General features: G+C 41.7%; 18 protein-coding genes. 14 read left to right on the forward strand and 4 right to left on the reverse strand.

All coding sequences use genetic code 11. The features are described from left to right. The first annotated feature begins 52 nt into the window (after positions 1 to 52). From KXQ82_RS07065 to KXQ82_RS07075, 3 genes are all read left to right on the forward strand, one after another. Positions 53 to 3,574, forward strand: coding sequence for a gliding motility-associated C-terminal domain-containing protein (locus tag KXQ82_RS07065; protein ID WP_219487451.1), 3,522 nt, complete (start codon positions 53 to 55; stop codon positions 3,572 to 3,574). A 157-nt stretch (positions 3,575 to 3,731) separates the two neighbouring features. After that, positions 3,732 to 4,742 (forward strand): PorP/SprF family type IX secretion system membrane protein, encoded by a 1,011-nt coding sequence (locus KXQ82_RS07070; RefSeq protein WP_219487452.1) that lies wholly within the window; start codon positions 3,732 to 3,734, stop codon positions 4,740 to 4,742. Positions 4,743 to 4,811: 69 nt separating this feature from the next. Next, the gene (locus KXQ82_RS07075) at positions 4,812 to 5,660 is read left to right on the forward strand and encodes a hypothetical protein (protein ID WP_219487453.1); all 849 of its coding nucleotides are present in this window, start codon (positions 4,812 to 4,814) and stop codon (positions 5,658 to 5,660) included. 308 nt (positions 5,661 to 5,968) lie between these two features. Here KXQ82_RS07075 and cmk read toward each other — a convergent pair whose 3' ends face one another. Continuing rightward, the gene (gene cmk, locus KXQ82_RS07080; RefSeq protein WP_219487454.1) at positions 5,969 to 6,643 is read right to left on the reverse strand and encodes a (d)CMP kinase; all 675 of its coding nucleotides are present in this window, start codon (positions 6,641 to 6,643) and stop codon (positions 5,969 to 5,971) included. Positions 6,644 to 6,666: 23 nt separating this feature from the next. On the opposite strand from cmk, the gene arfB reads away from it, so the two are divergent. Then, positions 6,667 to 7,077 (forward strand): alternative ribosome rescue aminoacyl-tRNA hydrolase ArfB, encoded by a 411-nt coding sequence (arfB, locus tag KXQ82_RS07085; protein ID WP_219487455.1) that lies wholly within the window; start codon positions 6,667 to 6,669, stop codon positions 7,075 to 7,077. On the opposite strand, the gene KXQ82_RS07090 is transcribed toward arfB, so the two are convergent. Together KXQ82_RS07090 and KXQ82_RS07095 are read right to left on the reverse strand one after the other, a co-directional pair. Continuing rightward, on the reverse strand, positions 7,078 to 8,034 hold the full coding sequence (locus KXQ82_RS07090) for a lipid A deacylase LpxR family protein (protein ID WP_219487456.1): 957 nt from the start codon (positions 8,032 to 8,034) through the stop codon (positions 7,078 to 7,080). A gap of 3 nt (positions 8,035 to 8,037) precedes the next feature. After that, on the reverse strand, positions 8,038 to 8,529 hold the full coding sequence (locus KXQ82_RS07095) for a YajQ family cyclic di-GMP-binding protein (RefSeq protein ID WP_219487457.1): 492 nt from the start codon (positions 8,527 to 8,529) through the stop codon (positions 8,038 to 8,040). A gap of 151 nt (positions 8,530 to 8,680) precedes the next feature. Here KXQ82_RS07095 and KXQ82_RS07100 point away from each other — a divergent pair, with 151 nt between their 5' ends. The 4 genes from KXQ82_RS07100 (at position 8,681) to KXQ82_RS07115 (ending at position 12,969) form a co-directional block, all read left to right on the forward strand. Continuing rightward, positions 8,681 to 9,181, forward strand: coding sequence for a hypothetical protein (locus KXQ82_RS07100; RefSeq protein ID WP_219487458.1), 501 nt, complete (start codon positions 8,681 to 8,683; stop codon positions 9,179 to 9,181). Positions 9,182 to 9,280: 99 nt separating this feature from the next. Further along, a complete protein-coding gene (gene ppk1 / locus KXQ82_RS07105) occupies positions 9,281 to 11,326 on the forward strand; it encodes a polyphosphate kinase 1 (protein WP_219487459.1) in 2,046 nt (681 codons plus the stop codon). 5 nt (positions 11,327 to 11,331) lie between these two features. Further along, positions 11,332 to 12,216, forward strand: a complete 885-nt coding sequence (locus tag KXQ82_RS07110) for a Ppx/GppA phosphatase family protein (RefSeq protein ID WP_219487460.1) — start codon at positions 11,332 to 11,334, stop codon at positions 12,214 to 12,216. Between the two features lie 189 nt (positions 12,217 to 12,405). Then, complete coding sequence (locus tag KXQ82_RS07115) at positions 12,406 to 12,969, forward strand: UbiX family flavin prenyltransferase (RefSeq protein WP_219487461.1); 564 nt, start codon at positions 12,406 to 12,408, stop codon at positions 12,967 to 12,969. A gap of 7 nt (positions 12,970 to 12,976) precedes the next feature. On the opposite strand, the gene KXQ82_RS07120 is transcribed toward KXQ82_RS07115, so the two are convergent. Next, entirely contained in the window at positions 12,977 to 13,747 is a 771-nt protein-coding gene (locus KXQ82_RS07120) for a hypothetical protein (protein WP_219487462.1), read from the reverse strand. A gap of 128 nt (positions 13,748 to 13,875) precedes the next feature. On the opposite strand from KXQ82_RS07120, the gene mtaB reads away from it, so the two are divergent. The 6 genes from mtaB to KXQ82_RS07150 all read left to right on the forward strand — a co-directional run bounded on the left by mtaB (position 13,876) and on the right by KXQ82_RS07150 (position 21,499). Beyond that, positions 13,876 to 15,195, forward strand: coding sequence for a tRNA (N(6)-L-threonylcarbamoyladenosine(37)-C(2))-methylthiotransferase MtaB (gene mtaB, locus KXQ82_RS07125; protein WP_219487463.1), 1,320 nt, complete (start codon positions 13,876 to 13,878; stop codon positions 15,193 to 15,195). 30 nt (positions 15,196 to 15,225) lie between these two features. Then, on the forward strand, positions 15,226 to 16,422 hold the full coding sequence (locus KXQ82_RS07130; RefSeq protein ID WP_219487464.1) for a prolipoprotein diacylglyceryl transferase: 1,197 nt from the start codon (positions 15,226 to 15,228) through the stop codon (positions 16,420 to 16,422). Continuing rightward, a complete protein-coding gene (locus KXQ82_RS07135) occupies positions 16,419 to 16,904 on the forward strand; it encodes a GtrA family protein (RefSeq protein WP_219487465.1) in 486 nt (161 codons plus the stop codon). Before KXQ82_RS07130 ends, KXQ82_RS07135 begins: the two co-directional genes overlap by 4 nt. After that, positions 16,879 to 17,670, forward strand: coding sequence for an inositol monophosphatase family protein (locus KXQ82_RS07140; RefSeq protein WP_219487466.1), 792 nt, complete (start codon positions 16,879 to 16,881; stop codon positions 17,668 to 17,670). The genes KXQ82_RS07135 and KXQ82_RS07140 overlap by 26 nt, the downstream gene beginning before the upstream one ends. A gap of 103 nt (positions 17,671 to 17,773) precedes the next feature. Then, on the forward strand, positions 17,774 to 18,781 hold the full coding sequence (locus KXQ82_RS07145) for a phospholipase C/P1 nuclease family protein (protein ID WP_219487467.1): 1,008 nt from the start codon (positions 17,774 to 17,776) through the stop codon (positions 18,779 to 18,781). A gap of 6 nt (positions 18,782 to 18,787) precedes the next feature. Beyond that, complete coding sequence (locus tag KXQ82_RS07150) at positions 18,788 to 21,499, forward strand: bifunctional YncE family protein/alkaline phosphatase family protein (protein ID WP_219487468.1); 2,712 nt, start codon at positions 18,788 to 18,790, stop codon at positions 21,497 to 21,499. Position 21,500: the final 1 nt, after the last annotated feature.

The raw sequence follows: 21,500 nt of genomic DNA on the forward strand, positions 1-21,500 counted from the left end.
ACATAATTTTATCGGAAATAACATTATCATTTGAGTAGAAAGCTACACCTGTGTGAAATATTTAAAAATTGTATTTACCACCCTGCTTTGCCTGGTGTTTTTTAACGTATACCCGCAAGTAAACACAACAAATAAGGGTACCGATTTTTGGCTGGCATACATGCAGAATATCCGGGGTATTAACAATACCAACGGGCCTGTAGGTATGGAGGTATATATTACCAGCGATGTAAATACTACAGGTAGTATCACCTTTGCTGATGGCAGTGCTCCACAAAATTTTACTGTTACAGCCAATCAGGTGGTGGATCTGACCATACCACAATCATTATTTTTAGATGCTGCGGGGCAATTCTTAAAAGGGATACACATTACATCGGCCAAGCCAATAGTCGTATTCGCGCATATACATGCTAACGCGGTATCCGGTGCTACATTGGTTTTACCGGTTACTACGCTTGGTAAAGATTATTACTCCATCAATTATAAGCAGCAATCAAATGAAGCAATAGCTTATTCGGCCTTTGTTGTTGTTGCTACCGAAGACAGCACGGTAGTGACCATCACCCCCAAAGCGACTTTGACAGATAATAAACCGGCAGGGGTGCCATTTACAATCAATTTAAAAAAAGGAGAGTTATACCAGGGACTATCAGGAACGGACCTTACCGGTACCCGCATACAATCTGTTAGTGTTGGGAGCAGTACCTGTAAAAAGATAGCTGTTTTTTCGGGCAGCAGCAAGGTTTTTATTGGCTGTAACTCTGGGGTCATCTCGTCTGATAATTTATTTCAGCAGGTGTATCCAACTGCAACCTGGGGCAAAAATTATTATACGGTACCGTTAAAAGGCCGTAATTATGATATCTTTCGTATCGTATTGAGCGACCCGAACACCAATGTAACCTTGAACGGAACTGCTTTAAATCAAAATAGCTTTACCAATGGGCTTTATTATGAATTTAACAGTAGTACCCCCAATATCATTACAGCTGATAAACCCATACAGGTGGTACAGTACGCCGTTACCCAGGGTAAAACTATAAATTGTATAAACGACCCATCTGATGTTGGCGATCCGGACATGGTATTTTTAACGCCGGTAGAGCAAACCATAACGCAGGCCACGCTTTATTCAACACCTAAAGAGAATATTACAAGGCAGTTTATTAATGTGATCATCAAAACCGCAGCAGCCTCCACTTTTAGTATTGATGGTGTGGTACAGACCGGATTTTCTACGTTTGGGCTCGACCCAACCTATTCTGCCGGGCAGTTTTCGGTGAGTTCGGGGACGCATAATATCAGTGCGGGCGATGGTTTTAACGCCATTGCTTATGGCTTTGGTAATGCAGAATCATATGTGTATGCTGCCGGGGCTAATCTGAAAGACCTCAACCAATATGTTCAGATAAATGACCCTGTAACCAATGCGGCGGTTACCAGCGGCTGTACGGCGCAAAGTTTTACGGCTAACGTAACGTTGCCGTACCAAACCACTAAGTTAACATGGGATCTTAAAAATGGGTCTGCAACATACACGGATAATAACCCGCAGGTTGTTAAAACCACACAAAAGGGAACCCAAACCTTATATCAATATAATTACCCTAATCCGGTGAGTTATCCGGTGGCAGGCATTTATGACATTAACGTAATGGCTTTTAACCCCAACGCCGATGTTTGCGGGGCAACTGCTACCATCGATCTGAATTTTAGTATCATTGATCCGCCGGTTGCCAAATTTACTTCACGCGATACGCTTTGTACCGCTGATACGATAATGTTTCATGATAAAACCGATAGTATTGCAAACCCTGTTATTAAATGGCATTATGATTTTAACACAGGTGATACCTCAAACCTGCGGAATCCTGTTTATTCGTTTTTAAATCCGGGCAATTACACGGTAAGCCTTACCGCAAAAGGAGCTACAGGGTGCGTATCGAACGTGTTTCAGAAAAAGATCCACGTTTACCCGATGCCGGTGGCAAAATTTACCTATTCAACACCTGATTGCGATACCCGGTTGGTTACATTTACAGACCAGTCTACAACGGCAGAACGGCCCATAACACAATGGGTTTATGATTTTGGCGATGGCAGCGCCCTGCAAACTCAAACTACCAACGCGCCGGTTAACCATATTTTTACCGGGGCCGGTAAATTTGCCGTGAAACTTTATAACATTACCGATAAGGGCTGCCCGGGAAAAACCTTTACAGATACTGTTAATGTGCATCCGCTGCCGGTTATCAAAGTTGTATTGCCTGATGTTTGCATATCCGATGTGGTTGCGCAGTTTAGCGATCAAAGTACCATTGCGGATAAAAGCGAGGCGCAATTTACGTACCTGTGGAATTTTGGTGATGCTAATTCAACGCCTGCTAATCCCAATACATCTACAGCTAAAAATCCAACACACGCGTTTACAAATGCAAACCCTGCAAATTATAATTTATCGCTTACGGTTACTTCTAAAGATGGTTGCAGCAGCAAACTTGATACTGTTTTTACCGTGAACGGCGCAAACCCTACGGCGGCTTTTACAGTACAAAACCCTAATCAATTGTGCAGCAGCCATGATGTGTTTTTTGTGAATAACGCAACTGTGGGTTTTGGTTCGGTTACTAAAATTGTAATGCAGTATGATCTTAACGATCCTACAAGTATTGTTACCTATAACCGGCCTGCAGCAGGGCAAGTTTTCAGGCATACATACCCGGTATTTTACACGGGTACAAAAAGTTATACTGTCCGTATGATTGCGTACTCGGGTGGGGCGGCATGCGTATCGCAGCCGTTTGATGTGACGATCACCCTTTTGCCTGTACCGCAGGTAACCTTTGCACCGCCGGGGCAGTTTTGTGTAAATGCCGCGCCTGCCGACCTTACACCTTACATCACACAAACAGGCGCAACAGGGCCGGCAGGGGTATTCTCCGGGAACGGGGTGAGCGGTACAATATTCAGCCCGGCAATAGCAGGAGTGGGCACACATACCATCAGGTACATTTTTACAGCTAACAATGCCTGTGCCGATACGGTAAGTCAAACCATTAAAGTGAACCCCATACCTGTAGTTAAAGTAGGGCCCGATACATCTGTTTTACTGGGTGGTAAAATAAAGCTTGTAGCTACCGCCGTTGGCGATAGTTTGAGTTATAAGTGGACACCTGCTGCGGGTTTAAGCTCGGACACGACACTGAATCCTGTTGCCAGCCCCGCGCAAAGCACAACCTATACACTTACGGTAACGGGCAGGGGCTTGTGTAGCCAAACTGCAAGCATTAAAGTTAAAGTATTATTGCCGCCGGTTATCCCTAATACGTTTACGCCTAACGGCGATGCCATAAATGATACCTGGCAAATTGCCAACCTGAGCGATTACAGCAATTGTACCGTAGAGGTTTATAACAGAACAGGGCAGCTGGTATATTCATCAGTAGGGTATAGTGTGCCCTGGGACGGGCGTTACAAAGGCGTTGCATTGCCTGTCGGCACGTATTATTATGTGATCAATCCTAAGCATGGCAGGGCTACCTTGTCGGGATATATTGCCATTGTGAGATAAATTTTAAAGTATAGGCCCGGGGTATGTTTGTTTAAAAAGGAAAAAAACTATATTCGTATCGTCGCATATAAAAAGTGGAAAAAATACGTTATAGCTAAACTATACAAAACACTATTGCAGACCGTGAAGAGGATTTGATGCCGTTAATAAAAGCTAAATGAAGAGAGTTTACTTACTATTTTGTGTTGTTATTTTGGCATTGCAGGCGAATGCCCAGCAAAAGCCACAATACACTCAATATATCTTTTCGCCCATATTGATCAACCCTGCGGTAACCGGTATTGAAAACTATACCGATGTAAAAGCAGGCTACCGCAGCCAGTGGACGGGCCTGCAAGGCGCGCCTGTTACCTCATATTTTACCATTAACGCGCCTTTGGGCCGCGATTTTATAGAGGGCGATGCCGCAGCCAGCCCTACATCAATGGAAAATCCGCTTGGTCGTAGTTTTACATCAACCTACCGTGCCGCCGCACCGCACCATGGTATTGGCTTAACCGTAGTGAGCGATAAAGCGGGCCCCATCAGGCAAACCAATGTTGATGCTACCTATGCTTACCACATCGGTATTTCGCCAACATTAAACCTGGCAGTAGGGGTATCGGCTGGTATTTATAACATCACATTGAACACTGCCGAAGTAACTACAGATGTGCAGAACGATCCGGCAATTAACGGCGGCAACAATAACCAGATAAAGCCCGATGTTGGCGCTGGTATCTGGGCGTATTCGTCCACTTACTTTTTTGGCGCTTCGGTGCAGCAAATATTGCCGCAAACCATTACCTTTTCAACCAATTCAGCATATAACCAAGGCAAGGCTGTACCGCACTATTTTTTATCGGGTGGCGTAAAACTTTTCCTGTCTGACGATGTGACCCTGCTTCCCTCGGTATTGGTAAAGCTGGTTGAACCTGTGCCTTTCTCTTACGATATCAATATGAAAATGGCTTTCCGTGATCATTTCTGGATAGGCGGCTCATACCGCCAGAACGATGCCGTTGCCGGGATGATAGGCTTTAATTTAGGCTCTTTCATCAGTTTGGGATATTCGTATGATTATACTACGTCCAACCTGAATACGGTAAGTACAGGTACCCACGAAATTGTGCTGGGCCTGTTTTTGAATAACAGGTACAATGTTACCTGCCCGAGAAGAAGCTGGTAAATAGCTCAATAACCATAAGCGAGGACGCTTGCGGGGGCGATGGGTTTTATTTACGAAAACAATCACAGAATGAAAGGTATCACCTTTTGCATCATCATCATCATCATATTTTTTTTTCATTATAATCAGGCTAACGCTCAATCGTCAATACTGCAGGAAGGAGTATTTGATAGCCGTTATGAAAATGATGTTAAAGCGCTATGTGTTTTTGGGCCGGTTAAAAAGATTACAGAAATTGACTCAATAACAGAAAGTAAATATAACTCCTATAAAAAAGGTGTTGCATTGGTAATAAATGCGATATTTAACAGTAAAGGGAACTATAAAGAAAAATCAGCTTGCAGAGCAGACGGTTCATTAATAAATCGCGATGTTTTTGAATATAACACCGAAGGGCAATTGCTTATGTATAAGCATTTTACCAATGATGCAGCAAAGCCCCGAAATATTTGTAAAGTAAATATAACATTAAACACTTTGCGTTATGATTATTACCTCACAGGTTATCTGAGTCCGTATGCAACGTACATGAAAATTTATAATAAGCAAGGAAAGGTAATAGAACGCAGATCCCAATTTCCGCCTAAGCCGTTTGATATCACTAAAAACACGTACGATAAGAATGGGAATATTATAGGCATGTTGGAAGAAGGAAATAAGACTGTTTTAAAATACGATGAAAATAATTTTTTAACAGAGATGATCTGTATAAACGAGAAGGGGGAAATTTATATACATACTTTTTATAAAAACGATCAGTGGGGTAACAAAACAGAAGAAAAAAGCAGTGTAAATGAAGGTGATTTTGTAACATCAACGAGTACATACACTTATGACCGTTATCATAACTGGATCACAAAAACAGTTAATTACCCACCTTATAAAACGGTTTATTTGCGCAATATTGAATACTATTAACATGGATTTATGATCGGTGTTTTCACCTCAGCATATTGTCGAGGTAGTGGTACAATGATAACACCAAAGGTGTTCGGAAGATTTAAAAAAAGTGTTGGCCTTGTGCGATTCCCTCCCAACGGGAGGGTGTAGGGAGGGGTTTATGCGACATTGTATTGTGCAATTACCCCTACCCGCCACTACACAATTCAGCCGCACCCTTCCCCGAGGAAGGAGTTTTTATAGTTCTATTAATCTTCCGAACACCCGTGGTGATAACACCGAACATAAGCTAAAACAATCATTTTTTATTTTTTTGCTTGAACCCTTTACTTTAAAAACGGCTCTACCTTGCTTATCGCGAAAGCTAATTGTTCGTCGGGAGTAAGGTCGGTATTATCAAGAATGATGGCGTCTTCAGCACGGGTTAGGGGGCTTTCGGCACGGGTGGTATCCTGGTAGTCGCGGTGGGCCAGGCTTTCAAATACTTCTTCGAGCGAAATATGGGGTTCTTTAATGACCACTTCTTTGTAACGGCGCTCAGCGCGGATCTTAGGGTCGGCGGTCATAAATAGTTTTACCTGCGCGTTAGGGAATACTACGGTGCCAATATCGCGGCCATCCATAATAATGTTTTTTGAACGGCCCATGCGCTGCTGCTGCTTTACCATCTCAACACGTACTTCGTGCAGGGCGGCAATACTGCTTACGTTTTCGGTTACGGGCATCAGGCGTATCTCGTCGGATACTTCTTCATCGTTCAATAAAATATGTGTCTGGTAATCGCGGGAGTGAAAATTAAGATGGATGTTTTTAAGCGCCTGGGCTATTTGGTCATGGTTTGTTAAATCGATATTATTGCGCAAAAAATATAAAGTAACGGCCCTGTACATGGCGCCACTATCAATATAGATAAAGTGGAGCTTTTTAGCTAAAGCTTTGGCCAGTGTACTTTTACCGCACGAAGAGTAGCCATCAATGGCCACGACAATATTTTTATCCATAGGGCAACTAAGATACGAATGAAATGAATTTTACAAAAGAGGAACTGCAAAGAGACGTTCAATATAAAACATCGAGAAGCGGGGGAAAGGGCGGGCAAAACGTCAATAAGGTTTCGAGTAAGGTGGAGTTGCTGTTTTCGATAGCGGATTCGGTGCTGTTTACCGAGCATGAAAAAGCGCTTATTTTGTCAAAACTTCAATCGCGCCTGAATAAAGATGGCTTATTACAAATAGTTTGCGAAGAGGAGCGGAGCCAGTATATGAATAAGGAGAAAGCTATTGGAAAGTTGCAGGCTATTCTTTCAAAAGCATTGCATCAGCCTAAAAAGCGCAAGGCCAGCAAGCCATCAAAGGCGTCGGTAGCTGCCAGGCTGGATGATAAACGGCGGGCATCGCTGAAAAAGTTAAACCGCAGGTTTAGTGACAGGGACTGATCAGAAACGATAAAGTACACTTAACGAACCCCATTGATGCCCCGGTTTATGTACCATTTGTTTAGTGGTACGTGTTTGATAGGTTGCCGAAACATCCAATATCCAATGCCCGCTAACAAGGTTTGCACCCAATTGCTCGGCTAACACTACCGGTGTTTTATCGTTTTCTATTTCATCTATCGCGGCATATTTCTTAAAAATACTGCCTTGTATAGTGGCATCATATCCTACAAAACTAATAAGGGGTTTAGCATAGAAAAACAGCTCCCGGTTGTTATTATTAGTTGTTTTAGTTGCAGATAATGTACTTTGTGTGGTTACAGAATGGTACAGCGGGTTGAATTTACCAAACCTTGCCGTAAAGCCGGCTCCTGCACCAATTATGCCTGTGCCAAGGTCGGCATGGGTATTGAGTAAAACATCAACACCACGGCGGCGTATAAGCAGCCGGTTATATTTTGCCGAGAGGTTTATTTCCGGGTCATTATTGATCTGATATTCCCAACCTTTTGGTGCGTAAAAGTGAAAGGTGTTATGTATAAGATCTTGTACTTGTTCGCCAATAGCATGTGGGCCAACTATGCCAAGTTGAGCCTCAAGTTTCAAATTACTTTCGTTATTATAAAGCAGGTTTAATGATGGCGCAATATAGAGGTAACCGGCAAAAGGCCTGTCAATATATTGCGGGCCTGGCAATGCCGCCGATTGTGGGGTGTATATTTTTTGCCCTAACTCAAAGCCCAATATCTTGTTGCTGATGTTTACGCTATCCTTAACTTTTAGAGCGCGCCGATAATAAAAAAAATTGCCTGCGGTATAGTACCTGTCGGAACCACGGAATAACAGGCCGTCATTATCAGTTTTATAGCCCGCTTCGTTTCTGTAAATCCTGTTTTGAGCTATAGTGATTTGTAAGGAACAGACGGATAAAAGGAGCAGCAGTAACTTTAACTTCATTAATTAGTTGCGCATGTTTATGTATTGCAGGGGCTGGCCAAAATCATCGCTGCGGCAAAGACTGATAACTGCTTGCAGGTCGTCAATTTTTTTTGCGGTTACCCTAACCTGGTCATCCATTATTGATGCCTGAACTTTAAGGCCGCTGTCTTTTATTTTTTTGACTATCTTTTTTGCCGCTTCTTTATCAATTCCCTCTTTTATTTTGATCTCTTTACGGATCATATTGCCCGATGCATATTGTTCGTCACCAAAATCAAGCGCTTTTGGGTCGAGTGATTGTTTAACCATGCGGCTGATGATAGCGTCTTGAATAGCTTTCAGGCGCATATCATCTTCGGTAACAACGGTAACGGTGTTTGTTTTTTTATCAAGTTCAACAGTGCTTTTTGAACCATTAAAATCATAACGGTTAAGTATTTCTTTTTTGGCATTATTGATGGCATTATCTAAAGTTTGCGCGTCAATTTTGCTTACAATATCAAATGATGGCATATCAGGTTTTTATGAGGTAGCAAACTTACCCATTTATTTTAAATGTGTACAATAACAGAACGCATTATAGTAGTTTTTATGTTAATAACGCATATTCTGATAAATGGAATATGTATCTTTATATGGATATTCAACCTTTTAAAACTTTAGTATGAAAAACAGCGATAAAAAAGCGACACGTAAGCAGTTGGAAACCAGTATTTCGGACAAGTTTATACATGCCTTAGCGGAGCTTGGGCATGATGCCGAAAAACTGAAACGGGAAGTGAAGAAAGCAAGCAAGTTTTTGGTGAAAAAAATAGAGCGTAAATTAAAAGATGTTAAGAAAGTCACTGTTGCCAAGCTGGATTCGGAGCCGGTAAAACAGGCAGTGAAAAAGGCTGAGAAATCATCAGCGACACCCAAAAAGGATATAGCCAAAAAAGCGGTCCAGGTTAAAAAAGTTATCGCGAAAGCTACAAAGGTTGCAACCAAAAAAGTTGCCAAAGCGGTTGAAAAACCTGTTGCCAAAGCTGCCGAGAAAGTGATTGAGGCTAAAGCCGCCCCGGTAGCTAAAGCTAAAACGCCTGCTCCAAAAGCAAAAACAGCCGTTAACAACGTTGCTGCTGCAGCTAAAACAACCGCGCCAAAAGCAAAAGTTGTTAAAAAGTAATAAAATGGTTAATTATTTACTTAAGGCTTAATATAATCTTAACATTAAAATAAGCAGATTTGTTGTCTCGGGCGAAACCGTCCGGGACTTTTTCATTATATGGATATTAAACGTATACCGCTAATTAACAGGGAAATAAGCTGGCTTTATTTTAACGATAGGGTTTTACAGGAGGCAGCCGACCCAACTGTGCCACTGATTGACAGGATCAGGTTCTTATCTATATTCTCATCAAACCTTGATGAGTTTTACCGGGTACGGGTAGCAACGCTGAGCAGGCTTACCAACCTGAATGAAAAAGCCAAGCAGGTTTTTGGCTACAATCCTAAAAAGGTATTGAGCCAGATACGCAACATCGTTGTAAAACAGGAGCGGAAGTTCAACAACCTGTACGAGAACATTATTATTAAACAATTAGCCGAAGAAAAAATATTTATACTGAACGACAAGCAGCTCAATGTTACGCGCGGGGCTTTTGTTAAAAATTACTTTCGCGAAAATATACTGGCAACGCTGGTGCCGGTAATGCTGAACGATAATGAGCCTTTACCCGAATTGCGCGACAGAGGGATTTATTTTTTTGTAAAGCTGACAAAGAACAAAAAGATAAAGCTCGCGCTTATAGAGATACCCGATAATGTATCGCGCTTTATTGTACTGCCGCAAACCAACGACCTTAAATTCATTATCCTTGTTGATGATATTATACGTTATTGTTTAGATGATATTTTCTTCATTTTTGATCACGATAACATTGAAGCATACTCAATCCAGCTTACCCGCGATGCTGAACTTGACCTGGATAAAGAAGTAAGCGATAAATTTATCGAATCGCTTTCGCGGAGCCTGCTGAAACGTAAAAAGGGCAGGCCCATGCGTTTATTGTATGACAGCGAAATGTCTATGGATATGCTGGCTTACCTGGTTACCAAAATGGGCGTTAACTCAGAAAGCCTGATCCCGGGTAACCGATATCATAATTTTAAAGATTTTATTGCTTTTCCAAACGTAGGCAGCGCCGATCTGGAATATCCTAAATATGATTTTTTACCGGTTGAGGGCCTTTCTTTCGCTAAAAGCTTAATGGCGCAGATAGAGAAAAAGGATTTTTTGATCAGTACGCCATATCAGTCTTTCGATTATATTATCCACTTTTTGCGCGAGGCCGCTATTGATCCTAAAGTAAAAGAGATCAGTGTAACGTTATACCGTCTTGCTAAAAACTCGCGCGTAGTACACGCGCTCATCAATGCGGCTAAAAACGGTAAAAAAGTAAATTGCCTGGTTGAGCTTAAAGCACGTTTTGATGAGCAGGCCAATATAACCTGGAGCCGCCGTTTAGCCGAAGAAGGTGTGAATGTAATATACGGTGTATCGGGTTATAAGGTACACTCAAAAATTATATTGGTTTCGAGGTTAGAAAAACGCAAAATAGTAAACTACGCATGTTTATCAACCGGTAATTTTAATGAGAAAACGGCTTCGCTTTATGCCGACCATAGCCTGCTTACCGCAGATAAGCGCATAACCGATGATTTGGTTGATATATTTAAAGCGGTAACAAAAAATACAGTACCCAAAGGCCTGAAAAATCTTGTCGTATCGCCAATTGATTCGCGCCCTGCATATTTCAGGATGATTGATAATGAGATAAAAAATGCCAAAGCCAAAAAGCCCGCATACATTATCCTGAAAATGAATAGCCTTGCTGATGAGCAAATTATAGCCCGGTTGTACCAGGCCAGTAACGCAGGTGTTAAAATACAACTGATTATACGTGGCATGTGCTGCCTTGTAGGCGGCATGAAAGGTTACAGTGAGAATATTGAAGTGATAAGTATAGTTGATAAATACTTAGAGCATGCACGTATCAGTATATTTTGCAACGGCGGAAAAGAGCTGCTATACCTTACATCGGCCGATTTGCTGACACGTAACCTTGACCATAGGGTAGAAGTGGGTTTCCCGATATATGATGAGGCTATACACAAGGAAGTGCGCGATATGGTAAACATACAATTACAGGATAATACCAAAGCCCGCGAAATAAACAGCCTGAATAATAACAAGTACGTTAAAACGAAACAAAAAATACCTTACAGGGCACAAATTGACATCTACAACTATTTAAAATATAAATACTAAACACATTGAGATACGCTGCGATTGATATAGGTTCGAATGCTGTACGGCTGCTCATAGCCGAGATTGTTGAGAATGATAATACCATATCATTTAAAAAGAATACACTTATCCGCGTTCCGTTACGTTTGGGCGATGATGCTTTTTTAGATCAGCATATATCTGAAAAGAAAGCCGCCGATTTGTTAAAAACGATGCAGGCATTTAAAAACCTGATGGACGTTTATAAGGTTTCCGATTATATGGCCTGTGCAACATCGGCCATGCGCGAGGCAAAGAATGGCGCCGAAATTGTAGACCGCATCCGCAAGGAAGCAGAGGTTAACCTCGAAATTGTTCACGGTAAAAAAGAAGCCAACATTATTTACGCCAGCCATATTGAAGAAACGCTCGAAAAAAATAAGAATTACCTGTATATAGACGTTGGCGGTGGCAGTACCGAGCTTTCTGTATTTTCAGAAGGGAGGATGGTTGCTTCATCATCATTCAACATAGGTACCATCCGTATACTGGATAACCAGGACAAAGAAGAGAGTTGGAACGATATGCACGATTTTGTGAGAGATAATACCCGTGGCTTTAAATCGGTAATGGGAATTGGTACTGGTGGTAACATCAATAAGCTTTTCAGGTTATCCGAAGAAAAAGAAGGTACTCCTTTAACTTTCGGAAAGCTTAAAACGTTATATAACTACCTTAATTCGTTTTCACTAAAAGATCGTATCAATGTTTTGGGATTAAACCATGACCGCGCCGATGTAATTATCCCTGCGTGCGAAATTTACCTTACTTTGATGAAATGGGCGACGATAAAAAGTATCTATGTACCTAAGGTTGGTTTGGTAGATGGCATCATTCAAACACTGATCGATAAAAATTTAACCAAAGATTGATTTATGTAAATTTTAGGTTAAATTAAGGCAAAATTATTTATTAATAATATCTTTCTTAATTGATAATCTTCACATATATTTGTTATGCCTCCCTCAAAGAGGCATGTTTTTCATAGGTAGATGTAGGGTCGAATACGTGTATTCGGCCCTTTTTTATTTTCTACCTGTTTTGGTTTAGCTTTGCTTTGTATGAAAAGAAAGATAGTTGTTGCAGTTACCGGTGCCAGTGGAGCCATATACGCTAAGTTGTTATTAGATATCCTGCAAAAATTGAGTGATCAAATTGCAGAAGTGGGGGTGGTGATGAGCGATAATGCCCGCCAGGTTTGGAAACTGGAGCTGGATAATGAAGATTATAACAATTACCCTTTTACTTTTTATGATAAGAATGATTTTATGGCGCCATTTGCATCAGGATCGGCAAAGTATGATACCATGGTAATTGTGCCTTGCTCAATGGGCACCTTAGGCAGGATAGCAGGTGGTATATCAAATGACCTGACCACCCGTGCCGCGGATGTAATACTTAAGGAGCGCCGTAAACTGATATTGGTAGCCCGCGATATGCCTTTTAACCTTATTCACATCCGCAATATGGAAACGATTACCCAGGCGGGCGGAATTATATGCCCGGCAGTACCATCATACTACAGCAAACCTAAAAGTGTTGAAGAGGTAGCTATGACGGTGGTAAACCGTATTGTTGATTTAATGGGCCTGGAAAACGAAAGTTACCGATGGAGTGAAGAGTAGCCAACAGTTAATTTTTGATACCCCAAATACCGTTTTCGATATTTAAATGGCTCTCAACCATTTCTGCCTGAGTGTTTGCATCCTGTTTAGGCTGTGCTGTGGCAGGGCGGGTTTTAACTTTAGCGATGGCTTTTTGCATCGCGATGATCTGTGGGGTATGTGCTTTCTTGTAATTATCAGCTAATAAGGTATAGTGCGCTAACATACTCTTAGCTTCTTTTATCTTACCCGATTTATCATATAAAGCTGCCAACTTACGTTCTGCTTCAATTTGGGCAATAATGTTATAGCTATATTTTGTTAAAACAACCGCTTCCAGCAGGTCTTTTTCAGCAAGGCTATAATCTTTAATGGATATTTTAACAGCAGCCAGTTGCATAAGGCCCGATATGATGTGAGCAATATCATGCCTGTCGCGCGAGATGCGGTTTGATTGCAGTATATACCATTTGGCCTGGGTAAATTTGTTTTGCATTACATAAGCCTGCCCTAAGCGGTCAAAATTATTACGTACGGCAACGGTATCATTAAATGCTTTATTTATTTGTATGGCTTTTAGTACAAGTTCACCTGCTTTAGCGGCATCAGCAATACTAATCAATCTTGTTTTATCTTGATTGAATTGTATTAACGAATCGGCGGTATTGATATATAGGTCGGCCTTCGCGCAAATATGCTGAATCGAATCCTGCTTCTTTTGCAGCGAATCAACGTTTTGGGCAAATGCAGCTGATATTGCAGCAATTGTTGCGAGTAAGGTAAAGGTTGCCTTTTTCATTGTGATAAAGTAAAGTTACTGATAATATGGTGCTTGTGTTAATATTAATGCAAATAGTGTGCCTGTATGTGTTTGGAGTTAACAGATTAAACTGAAAGCAAAATTTGTTATCTTTGCGGCTGATTACAATGAACAAGAAAGTAGCATTTTATACACTGGGTTGTAAACTCAATTATTCGGAAACATCAACTATTGGCCGCCTTTTTAACAAGGCTGGTTTTGATACAGTTGAATTTACCGATACACCCGATGTATATGTTATTAACACCTGCTCGGTTACAGATAATGCAGATAAAAAGTGCAGGCGCGTTGTTAAAGAAGCACTAAAAATATCACCCAACGCCTACGTTACCATAGTAGGCTGTTACGCGCAGTTAAAGCCAAAAGAAATATCCGAAATTGAAGGTGTTGATATGGTTTTAGGCGCCGCGGAGAAGTTTAATATTGTTGAACATATTACCGACCTAACCAAAAAACCTAAAGCTGTTGTATTAAACAGTCCGGTAAGCGAGGTTAACGAGTTTGTGGCATCGTACTCCGTTGGCGACCGTACCCGCACTTTTCTAAAAGTACAGGATGGTTGCGATTATTCGTGCACCTTTTGTACCATACCATTGGCACGCGGGGGCAGCAGGAGCGACACCATTGACGCGGTAATTAAACAAGCCGAAGAGGTAGCGGCATCAGGCGTTAAAGAAATTGTATTAACAGGCGTTAATCTGGGCGATTTTGGTATCCGTGATGGCGAGCGCCATGATAAGTTTTTTGATTTGGTTAAGGCTTTGGATAAAGTTGAAGGTATTGATCGTATCCGTATCTCATCATGTGAACCAAATTTACTGACCGATGAGATCATTGAATTTGTCGCGCAAAGCAAAGTATTTGTACCCCATTTCCATATCCCGTTACAATCAGGTTCTGATAAAATATTAGGCTTAATGCGCCGCCGCTACCGCCGCGACCTGTATGCTGATCGCGTAAGCAAAATAAAGCAACTCATGCCCGATTGCTGCATAGGTGTGGATATAATAGTTGGCTTTCCCGGCGAAACCAGGGAAGATTTTATAGATACCTATAACTTTTTGAATGACCTGGATGTATCGTACCTGCACGTATTTACCTACTCAGAGCGCGAAAATACCATAGCTGCCGAATTACCGGGTGCAGTTCCGGGTTCAACCCGTGCGGACAGGAGCAAAATGCTGCACATCCTATCTGACAAGAAACGCCGTGCTTTTTATGAAACGCAGTTAGGTAAGGATGCTGAAATACTTTTTGAGACAGATATAAAAGATGGTTACATGCACGGTTTTACCCGAAACTACGTTAAAGTAAAAACAAAGTACGATCCTGTTTTGGTACGCGAGATAAAAGCCGCACACTTAACAGCAATTTCATTTGATGGTGACGTTGAAATAACAGAATTACAAGAGACATTGGTACATTAATTTTTATATTCGCTCCATAATCATCAACCAATGTTTCCTACCATATCCGAGCTTATTCAATATTTTACCGGTAAATACATACCACTGCCCATACAAACATTCGGCTTTTTTGTTGCCATCGCTTTTATGGGTGCTTACTGGGCTTTTGAGCAGGAGTTTAAACGTAAAGAAGCTTTAGGCTATATCCATTCTTTTAAAAAGGAAGTAACCGTAGGCGGCCCAATTTCGGCTGTCGAGTTGATATTGAACGGCATCTTTGGTTTCCTGATCGGCTTTAAGGGTGTTGCCATTGTTATGGATTATCATGCCCTTGTTGATGACCCTCAAACCTTTCTGTTATCAGGCACAGGTAACTGGATAGGAGGGGTAATAGGTGCGGCAGGTTTTGCTTATTGGGCCTATGTTGAAAAGAAAAAGATACAGGAAGAATATCCTAAAGCAGTGCAAAAAACAATTACCGTTCACCCTTACGAATTAATGGGGAGCATTTTACTTTGGGCAGCAATTTGGGGTTTTGCCGGTGCAAAGCTTTTTAACGGCCTTGAAAACTGGGATGAAATGATGAAAGACCCGGTTGGGATGCTTATCGGTTTCCGTGGTTTAACTTTTTATGGCGGATTAATATGTGGCGGCGTTGCTGTATTATATATCGCAAACAAACATGGCATTAAGCCATTAACGATGTTGGATATTGGTGGCCCCGGCATGATGCTTTCTTATGCGCTTGGCCGCATTGGTTGCCAGATGAGTGGCGATGGCGATTGGGGGATAAATAATACCGCGCCAAAACCCGGTTGGTTTAGCTGGGCACCTGATTGGATGTGGGCTTTTAAATATCCTCATAATGTAAACGGCTCCGATGGGAATAACCCTATACCCGGTTGCGTTGACCAGTTAGGGAAAATAGGCAAGTATTGTTACCAGTTACGTGTACCTGTTTACCCTACACCGTTTTATGAAACTATAGTGTGTGGTTTGTTATTCATATTTCTTTGGAGCATCCGTAAAAAATTTAGTTCACCGGGTTTAATGTTTGGTGTATACCTGATACTGACAGGCGTTGAGCGATTTTTTATCGAACTGATCAGGGTGAATACCAAATACCACGTTGCCGGAATATCATTTACCCAGGCCGAGCTGATCTCTATTATACTCATTATAAGCGGTATCGTATTATGTGCTTACGCCAAACGCCACCCAGCTAAACACGTAAGGGTTGAAGCATGAGTGAAGCAGTGGCGAGTATTATAAAACCTAAATCAATTTATGGTGAAGTAGGAAAGTTTATCCTTTCGGCCGGGGTTGGTTTTATTGTTGATATAGCAGCATATTACGTTTTTTATCATAATGTTTTTGATCAGCGTGTGTACCATGTTTTAGGCATGCGCTTAACCGATGATATCTTGTCATTAGCGATATCATTCTTTTTAGGGGTAATGGTGAATTTTCTGATCACTAAATTCTTAGTGTTTTCGCATTCAAAATCATCATCTGCAAAGCAATTTTTAAGGTTTATTGCCGTAGCCATTATAGGTTTCTTCGCTAACCTGGGCATATTGAAATTAATGATCCATTATTTCAATATGTATCCGCCGGTAGCACGCCCGTTGGCAGCATTAAGTCTTTTCTTTGCCAGTTTTTTTGTTCATAAATTATTCTCTTTCAGTTTATCATTAAGGCACCATGCAACTCCAGGAAATAGCGACTAAAGTAATCGATCTGTCAAAACACGTAGGTGATTTTATCCGCCAGGAGCGGGAAAAATTTAATACCGATGATGTAGAGTACAAAGGCGTTAATGATATGGTATCATACGTGGATAAGCAAGCCGAAATACAAATAGTAGCCGAATTACAGCGCATATTGCCTGAAGCGGGTTTTATTACCGAGGAAAAAACCATTAATAAAACCGGAGAGCGCTATACCTGGATCATTGACCCATTGGATGGCACCACCAATTTTATACACGGCTTGCCTGTGTTTTCGGTAAGTATTGCTTTGCAGGAGTATGATGAATTGGTATTAGGCGTAGTATATGAAATTAACCAGGATGAATGTTTTTACGCCTGGAAGGGTGCACCTGCTTACCTTAACGGGAAAGAAATAAAAGTAAGTAAAGCGCCTAAAATTGCGGATACGTTATTAGCCACAGGTTTTCCATATTATAATTTTGATCAGCAAGAGGCTTATATTGGTTTATTTACTGAACTGATGCGCAGCTGCCATGGCCTGCGCCGTTTAGGTTCGGCCGCGGTTGACCTGGCTTATACTGCGTGTGGCAGGTTTGGCGGTTATTACGAGTATAATCTTAACTCGTATGATATGGCGGCTGGAATTGTTATCGTAAGGCAAGCCGGTGGCGATGTAACCAATTTTTCGGGCGGCACCGATTTGTTTAACACGCGCGAAGTTGTAGCTACCAATGGTAAAATAACCGCCGAGCTATTAGCTACTATCAAAAAACATTTCAACTAAATACTGGCCCATTCTTTATCGTATTGCTGTATTAACATTGTTGCCGTTTTATTAGGTAATGATGGTGGCTTTTATATATTTTTACGGGTAGCATAAACACAAAATGAAACTCAGTAAGGCAACAGTATATTTCTCAGGGGCAGCACTCATTCTCTTTATCGCCGGCACCCTGATATCATGGGGTAAATTTGGGCATGCGCATATTAACCGCGCGGCAGTAATGGCCTTGCCGCCCGCTATGCAGGCATACTATTTTAATCATATTGATTACATTACCCAGGAGGCCAATGTGCCCGATGTGCGTAAATACACCTACCGCGATACAGCGGAGTTTCCACGCCATTTTATACACATGGAAGATTTAGGTAACCTGGATACCGTTCCAAAATCATATGCGGCAGCCATGGCCAGGTATAATAAAAGGTTTTTCATAAAGCAAGGTATATTGCCATGGAACATACAATTTATGATGGATAAACTTACCCTTGCTTTTAAGCAAAAGCACGCGGTAGATATCCTGTTCTTATCGGCCGATCTGGGGCATTATATTGGCGATGCTTATATGCCCTTACATGTAAGCTCAAATCATGATGGTTTATTAACAAACAGAAAAGGAATCCATGCCATGTTCGAATCGCAGATACCCGAGCAATTTGGCGAAGCTTATAATTTTCATACCAAAGGAGCTGTATATATTGCTGATATAGAGAAGGAAACATGGCGAATTATGTCGGAAAGCTTAAAGGCTGCCGATACATTGTTACAGGTAGACAGGGACTTATATAAAAACCTGCCCGATAATAAAATTTATGAACTGGATGCCGCCGGTAAAATTAAACTGAACCAATATAATGAGCCTGTGCATACCTACCAGTATTGCAAACTATACCAGGCGGGTTTACACGGCATGATAGAAAGGAAACTCCGTGCATCAATTGCAACCACTGCGAGTTTTTGGTATACTGCCTGGGTAAATGCCGGAAAGCCCGACCTGAGCAAAATAGATAAGAAAGAACTGACACTGCGCAATGCGCAAGGGATGGCCCAGGAACGTACTTTATGGAAAAAAGGTAAATTGTTTGGCATTGATACCGATGATGAATTTAATTAAAACTGAATGACCTTTAAAAATTACACGATACCTTTAGCTGCCGCTGTTTTTTTGTTTGCATGCCAAACCAAACCTTCAACAACATCAGTAAATACTAACAACACATCCGAGCGGATAGGTTATGATGATAGCACACTGTACAATAGTGCTGCCCCATACATTATGCCGTATAACCGCATTATTAACCCGGTTGGTACAACAATAACCTTTGGCGATGCTAAATATGAGAACCATAGCCTCGATTGTAAGTTAGTACCCGGACAGGATGTTTTAGCCGTTGAAGACAGGTATGGTGTTACCATGATTAACACCAAAACAAAGGAAGAGATAACACACCTGTCTTTTAATGAAGAGAAACGATTTAAAGGGCTAATGAGTACTTACTCGGGCATACAGGTAGTGCAGCGTTATGGAAAAACCAATATATTCTGGAGCGCGGCAAATGCAAACACGCACCAGTCTGTTGTAATGATGGTAAATTGGGATGGTGAGCATCTGTTCTTTAAAAAAATGATCTCGCTAAAACCCGAAGGCGATTCGCCGTTGGCTTTGCCCAACGAAGTTTTTGTGAGCGAAGAAAATGGTGTTGAGTACCTGTACGTGGTTTTAAATGGTAATAACCAATTGGTAAAACTTGATCTGAATACAGAAAAGGTAATATGGAAGTCGGCAACCGGCGTAGCGCCCTATGGCTTAACTATGTTTGGCGGTAAAGCATTTGTAACCAACTGGGGTGGCAGCACACCGGATGACACTGTTAAGCACGAAACCGCGGGTGTTCCTTATGGTCACGCTTATATAAACCATGCCACCGGTGCTACAAGCCATGGCTCAGTTTCGGTGTTTGATACACGTACCGGTAGTTTAATTAAAGAAATTAGTGTTGGCCTGCATCCTAATGCGATAATAGCCAGTCCCGATAAGCATTTTGTATATGTTGCAAATGGTAACAGTGATAATATATCAGTTATTGATGCTGGGAAATTAGGTGTTGTTGATTCTATCAGTGTGAAGTTGGATGTTGGTGATAAGGGCTTCATTGGTGATTCGCCTAATGCTTTGGCTACCAGCCCGCGTGGCACCATATTGTATGTAACCAACGGGCTTGATAATGCTGTAGCGGTTATTAAATTGGGCGCTAATGTGGCCACCAATGGTAAGGATGAGAGTATTATACAAGGCTTTATTCCGACAGAAGCATATCCCGGTGGCATAGAAGCCGATGAGAATAATTTATACGTAACCAATTTGGAGGGCGAGGGTGCACGTGTTAAAAGTAACCGTATTGTTGATGATCCCAATAGTACAACCCGCTCAAAGGGGGTGCCTGATGAGGCGTTCAACTCACATCACCAGGATGCTACGGTAACTATCGTACCACTGGAAACCCGGGGCGGTGATGGTATGGCGGCGTACACTAAACGGGTAAAAGATCTGAACCTGATTTTCAGGAGCGATATCGCCCGCAGGATGCCCCGTAAAGATATTGCCCCGCAACCTGTTCCCGCGAGGATAGGGGAACCTTCTGTATTTAAACACGTGATATATATCGTAAAAGAGAACCGCACCTACGACCAGGTTTTAGGCGATATGAAAGAAGGTAACGGCAGCAAAGATTTGTGTATTTATGGAGATAGTGTAACACCTAACCAACATAAACTGGCAAAAGATTACCTGCTCCTCGATAATTATTATGCCTCCGGAAAATCATCAGCAGAAGGCCACCAGTGGACAGACCAGGCCATGGCGAATGATTATGTTGAGAAAAACGTGCGTGCCTGGTTCCGCAGTTATCCGCACACACAAACCGATGCCATGGTGTATGGAAAACAGGGCTTTATCTGGAATAATGCCATGGATCATGGTAAAACGGTAAGGATATATGGCGAAACCGCAACGCCAAATTTTGATGAGAAATTAAGCTGGACGGATATTTATCGCTTGTATAGTGATGGTAAACCGTTTAAGTTTTCAAACTACACAACCATTTCGAGGGTAAGGCCTGTTTTGAGCCCAACTTATCCGGGTTATGATAGCCATGTTATAAATGATCAGATACGCGCTGACGCGTTTATAAAAGAACTGAAGGAATACGAAGGTAAGCCTGGTGATACCTGGCCCGAGTTTATGGAACTGGCATTACCCGCCGACCATACAGGTGGTTTAAACCCTAAACTGCCTACCCCGCGCGCAATGATAGCTGATAATGATCTGGCACTTGGCCGTATTGTTGAAGCCATTACGCATAGCCGTTTTTATGATTCGACAGTGATTTTTGTAACCGAAGATGACTCGCAGGATGGCTGGGACCATGTATCAGCATACCGAACGATGGGTTTTGTTATCAGTAAATACTCACGCCTGCAACGCAAGGTACATACCAATTATAATCAAACCTGTATGGTTCGCACCATTGAGCAAATATTAGGTATTCCGCCGATGAATGTGATAGATGCTACCGCCTTGCCTATGTATGATTGCTTTACCAAAGTACCTGATGCATACACCTATACACATCTGCCAAATATTGTACCTTTAAATGAGATGAATAAAAAGCTGTCGGCTTTAAAGGGTAAAGAGTTATACTATGCCACAGTTGCACTGAGGCCGGAGTTTAAGCATATTGATGGCGGTAGTGATGATCTGATGAACCGCATGTTATGGTATGCAGCTAAAGGGAAAAAGCTTTATCCCGGTAAGGATGATGATGATAAATAGA

It is taken from the genome of Mucilaginibacter rivuli (genome assembly GCF_019391655.1).
GTDB lineage: Bacteria > Bacteroidota > Bacteroidia > Sphingobacteriales > Sphingobacteriaceae > Mucilaginibacter > Mucilaginibacter rivuli.